The organism is Alkalibacillus haloalkaliphilus C5 (assembly GCF_000269905.1).
Classification (GTDB): domain Bacteria; phylum Bacillota; class Bacilli; order Bacillales; family Alkalibacillaceae; genus Alkalibacillus; species Alkalibacillus haloalkaliphilus_A.
Genome location: NZ_AKIF01000182.1, coordinates 1 through 4,988, shown reverse-complemented (window position 1 = coordinate 4,988; position 4,988 = coordinate 1). Strand labels below are relative to the sequence as shown.

Sequence of the window (4,988 nt, the reverse complement as noted above, 5' to 3'; positions counted from 1 at the left end):
CCTTGGCAGTCTCAGCACATAGAGAAGAGAATATTAATTCAGAAGTTAATTTTAATAACTTAGTAGAAAGCCTTAATGCGATTGCTGAAGAATTTAAGCTTCCTGTCATTGTCAGTACACACCCAAGAACTCGTAATATGATTGAAGAAAAAGGTGCAAAATTTAACCCATTAATTCAAACAATAAAACCTTTAGGCTTTAATGATTACGTTAAATTGCAAAAAACATCCCGAGCTGTTTTGAGTGATAGTGGTACTATTAGTGAAGAGTCATCAATCTTAGACTTTAGGGCACTAAATATCCGTGAAGCGCATGAGAGACCAGAGGCTATGGAAGAAGCAGCTGCAATGATGGTTGGCCTAAAGAAGGACAGAATACTTCAAGGATTGAAAGTATTAGAAACTCAAGATGATGATACATTGCAGTTAGTGTCTGATTACAGTATGCCGAATGTATCGGAGAAGATTTTAAGAATAATTATTTCATATAAGGGTTATGTTGATAGAGTAGTCTGGAGAGGGTAACATGAAAAAGACCAAAATACTTATAATGACAGGACATTATTTGCCTAGTGTTAAGGCTGGTGGACCGGTTCAATCTATTAAAAATTTGGTTGATAATTTATCAGACTCATATGAGTTTTATATTTTAACATCTGATAGGGATATTGGTGATAGTCAATCTTTCCAAAATATTGATACAGAATCTTGGCAGGATGTAGGTAATGCTAAAGTATATTATGTGAACCCTTCAAAGTTGGGGTTTGCAAATTTAAGGTATATTCTAGGTACAGTTGATTTTGATATATTATATATAAATAGTTTTTTCTCGTTTAAATTTAGTATAATGCCACTAATATTAAAAAAATTATCGCTACTTGGTTGTAATCAAATAGTACTGGCTCCGAGAGGCGAATTTTCTCCTGGGGCATTAAAATTTAAAAAAATTAAGAAAAAAATATATTTTTTTCTCGCAAAAGCAATTAGGCTATATAAAGGTGTAAAATGGCATGCAACTGCTCAGAGGGAAAAGAAGGATATTGAATATTTTTTACTAACCATAAGAAAAATAATTGTTGCAGAGAACATGACAAATGATACTAACAATTTAGAATATCAAAAACCCATCTCCAAAAATAAAAATGAACTAAAAATAGTGTTCGTCTCAAGAATACACCCAAAGAAAAACTTATTACAAGCTCTAGACTTAATTAGTCAAATTAATAGATACAAAATAACTTTTAATATTTACGGCCCAATAGAAGACCAAGAATACTGGTCTATGTGTGAGACGAAAATCAAGGGATTACCAACTAATGTTAAAGTAAATTACTTCGGTTCGATAAGCCATAATGAAGTTCATGATGTCTTTAAACGCCACCATGTGTTTTTATTCCCAACATTTGGGGAGAACTATGGCCACGTTATTTCAGAAGCCTTTTTAGGTGCTTGTCCAGTAATAGTAAGTGATCAAACTCCATGGAGGAACTTGGAACTTTCTGGTGTGGGTTGGGATATTCCTTTAACAGAAGATCAAAAGTTCCTTGATGCTATAGAAGAAATTGCTATGAAGAGTAAAGAAGAGTATTTGCATATATCAAAGAAGGCATTTGAGTTTGGGATTCGAAAATCAGACATTGAAGGTAAAAAAATAAGTTATTTTGATTTGTTTAATAAACTGGATTAGGTGAATAGGATATGAAAAATAAAATAATATCCCTTAAATTTAAAGAAAATCTTTTCTTGGTCACTGTTTTCAAGTGTTGTTTTTGCGTTTAGCCAATGGTTCATTATCTCTATTATTGCAAAATTAGGTAGTGCAGAGATGGTTGGACAATACTCATTAGGTTTAGCTATAACAGCACCAATATTTTTGTTTTTATCAATGAAACTCAGAGCTGTACTAGCGACCACAATTGATGAGAGTTTTATAAATTATTTCTATGTAAGGTTGTTTAGTTCTATTTTAGCATTGTTTATTTCTATCTTAATAGGACTTATAAGTTTAGAGAAAGAATTATTTATTATTTTGGTATTAATATCCTTGGTGAAACTTGTTGAGTCAATTAGTGACATCACCTATGGAAAATTCCAGCAGATGGAAAATTTTAGGATTATAGCATTATCGAAGATTGCAAGAGCTCTCTCTTCTATCTTAGCTTTTGCTTTATTTATGTTTTTATTCTCGGATTTAGTACTATCACTAACAGCACAATTAGTATTTTGGGTAATTGTTTTGCTATTTTATGATTTGTCCAAAATTGATCTAAAAAGTGACCTGTTAAGAAGAAAGATTTACCTTGGCGAAGTTAAAACCATAGTTATATTGTCTATACCATTAGGCATAGCTGTATCATTAGATTCTTTAAGTGTAAATATTCCACGTTACTTTATATCCTATTTAGAAGGTGAATACAAACTAGGTATATACGTAGGTATAACTTATTTTATATTAATAGGGCAGATAGTTGTAACAGCATTATCACAAGTATTAATTCCTAGATTCGCCAATCTATATAGAGATAATGAATTTAAACAGATTAATAGTTTATTAAATAGGTTTATAATTCTATCATGTCTTATAGGTTTAGTTGGAGTAATTATCAGTTATTTGCTGGGTGATTATATATTAGTTAAGATGTACAGTGAAGAATATAGTGGGTACTCAAATGTTCTTGTAGTAACCATGATTGCTGGAACCATCTGGTATACTTCAGGCTTTCTCAATGCGGTGATATTGGGAATGAGAAAGTTTAAAATACAAGTACCTATATTTTAGTAACAATAATCGTTACGATGATACTTTCTCCGATTTTAATTAGCCAATACGGAATTCTAGGTGCTACATATACCTTGGCATTTGGTTACTTGTGTAGACTTGTAGTCTCTTACATATTCTTCAAAAGAATTATAAAAGAATAGTTGGTGTTAAGATTGTACATTTTAATGGGTTTAATATTGTTATTTGTTTTTTTGAGTCCCTTATTTCTTTTTAAAAGTAAGAAAGTTGATTTATTTAACCCTCTAGTTATTAATGCTATCTTTCATATTCTTACTGTTTCAACATACTTTATAATTTTTCAGTTTAATAAAGGTATTCTTGGAACAGAATTAATTAATTTGTTAGAAGATGTTGATAGAGTTTTTGTCAAGTATTTCTTCTTACAAATAATTGGTTACTATCTAATCGTATTAGGTATTAATAACAATTTCTCTAAAAAAATTGTAAAAAAATTTCCAAACTTTAATTACAATGATACGCTAACGAGATACTACTTGGTAATTATTATTTCATTTTCTATCGGGTTTATATCATATATTATTGTTGTTTCTCAAATTGGTGGATTATCTTACCTTTTAGATAATATACAAAGAAGAACTTCGTTAACTGCTGGGATGGGTTATCAAACAATCTTTATACAATTCATGACTTTTGGAGTATTATTATTAATTTATACAACTCGCTTCAAAAGCTCGTTCTTAAAGATGTTTGTTATACTAATTCTTTTTAGTGTTATAGTTCTATTAGAATCAACTTTTGGTGGGAGAAAAGATACCGTTTATTTAGTATTCTTCGGCTTATTAATTTATCATTACTCAAAGAATAAGGTGAAAATTTTAAGCATACGTACTGTAGTAATCGTGTCTATAGTTATTATTTATTTTTTGTTGATGCCTGTTTTTAGAACAGATGGAGCATTTGAACATTATAGTAATAATCCTAATGATTTAATTGCAGATGCCTTTGAACAACCAATTAACCAAGTAAATAGCTTTAGTTATACTAGACATCATTTATTGGTTCTAGATGAGTTTGATATATCTGATATTTGGCTTGGAAAAAGTTATTTAGACTTAATTTATTCTCCAATACCCAGGACTTTATATGAAGATAAACCTCCAATAGATGATGGTGTTTACCTAAGGTCTATTGTTTTAGGCTATGAGGTAGAACCTAATATGGCGTTCACAGATTTATTTCGATCATCATGCCACCTGAAAGTTTTGGGGCATTATATATGAACTTTTGGTTGCCAGGTTTATTTATTGGAATGTATATTCTTGGTGTAATATACAGAACCTTATATGAGTACATGATAAAATCGAATTACGACTTCTTTTCAATTCTATTATATGGCCATGTAATAATAAACTTTGAATTAAGTAATTTGAGAATTGTACAGTTTCTCAGTTTTTTCAGTATACTTCTACTATTTAGTTTACTATTTTTAAGGCCTAACAAAAATAAATAACTAAGGACAGTTTATGGTAAGTTAACAATTAGTATAACACGTGGAGGTTACAAGGAATCTATATGAAAATCACAATTGCAGGCACAGGCTACGTAGGACTCTCCAACGCAGTCCTACTAGCCCAACATAATGAAGTAATCGCATTAGATATCATGCAAGATAAAGTTGATCTAATTAATAACAAACAATCTCCAATAGTGGACTCGGAGATTGAAGAGTTTTTAGCAACTAAGGAATTAAATTTAACAGCAACAACAGATAACGTACAAGCATTTAAAGATGCTGAGTATGTTGTCATTTCAACACCGACGAACTATGATCCAGAGCGGAACTATTTTGATACAAGCTCAGTCGAAACCGTCATAGAGAATGTTTTGGACATTAATTCAGACGCAACCATGGTGATCAAATCAACAATTCCTGTTGGTTATACAGAAGAGTTAAGGAAGAAGTATAATACTGAGAATATTATCTTCTCACCTGAATTCTTAAGAGAAGGAAAAGCGTTATTTGACAACTTACACCCTTCCCGTATTATCGTTGGAGAGCAATCAGAACGTGCCGAAACGTTTGCTAATCTATTAGCTGAAGGTGCCATTAAAGAAGATATTCCAACGTTATTTACAAATTCAACAGAAGCAGAAGCTATTAAACTATTTGCCAATACTTATTTAGCGATGCGCGTGTCGTTCTTTAATGAGTTAGACAGCTATACAGAGATCAATGAATTAGATAC

5 protein-coding genes are annotated in these 4,988 nt (G+C 31.0%); all 5 read left to right on the top strand.

Features of this window, described 5'->3' with window-relative positions:
- Positions 1-524 (top strand): UDP-N-acetylglucosamine 2-epimerase (locus tag A194_RS0114555; RefSeq protein ID WP_017187536.1); only part of this gene is annotated, 524 nt, incomplete at its 5' end.
- 1 nt (position 525) lies between these two features.
- Positions 526-1,686: a glycosyltransferase family 4 protein gene (locus tag A194_RS0114550; protein ID WP_017187535.1), complete on the top strand. Its 1,161-nt coding sequence runs from the start codon at positions 526-528 to the stop codon at positions 1,684-1,686.
- Positions 1,687-1,734: 48 nt separating this feature from the next.
- Positions 1,735-2,778, top strand: coding sequence for an oligosaccharide flippase family protein (locus A194_RS18665; RefSeq protein ID WP_337442996.1), 1,044 nt, complete (start codon positions 1,735-1,737; stop codon positions 2,776-2,778).
- Positions 2,779-2,957: 179 nt separating this feature from the next.
- Positions 2,958-4,022 (top strand): hypothetical protein, encoded by a 1,065-nt coding sequence (locus A194_RS0114540; RefSeq protein ID WP_157783071.1) that lies wholly within the window; start codon positions 2,958-2,960, stop codon positions 4,020-4,022.
- Positions 4,023-4,314: 292 nt separating this feature from the next.
- Positions 4,315-4,988 (top strand): nucleotide sugar dehydrogenase (locus A194_RS0114535; RefSeq protein WP_017187532.1); only part of this gene is annotated, 674 nt, incomplete at its 3' end.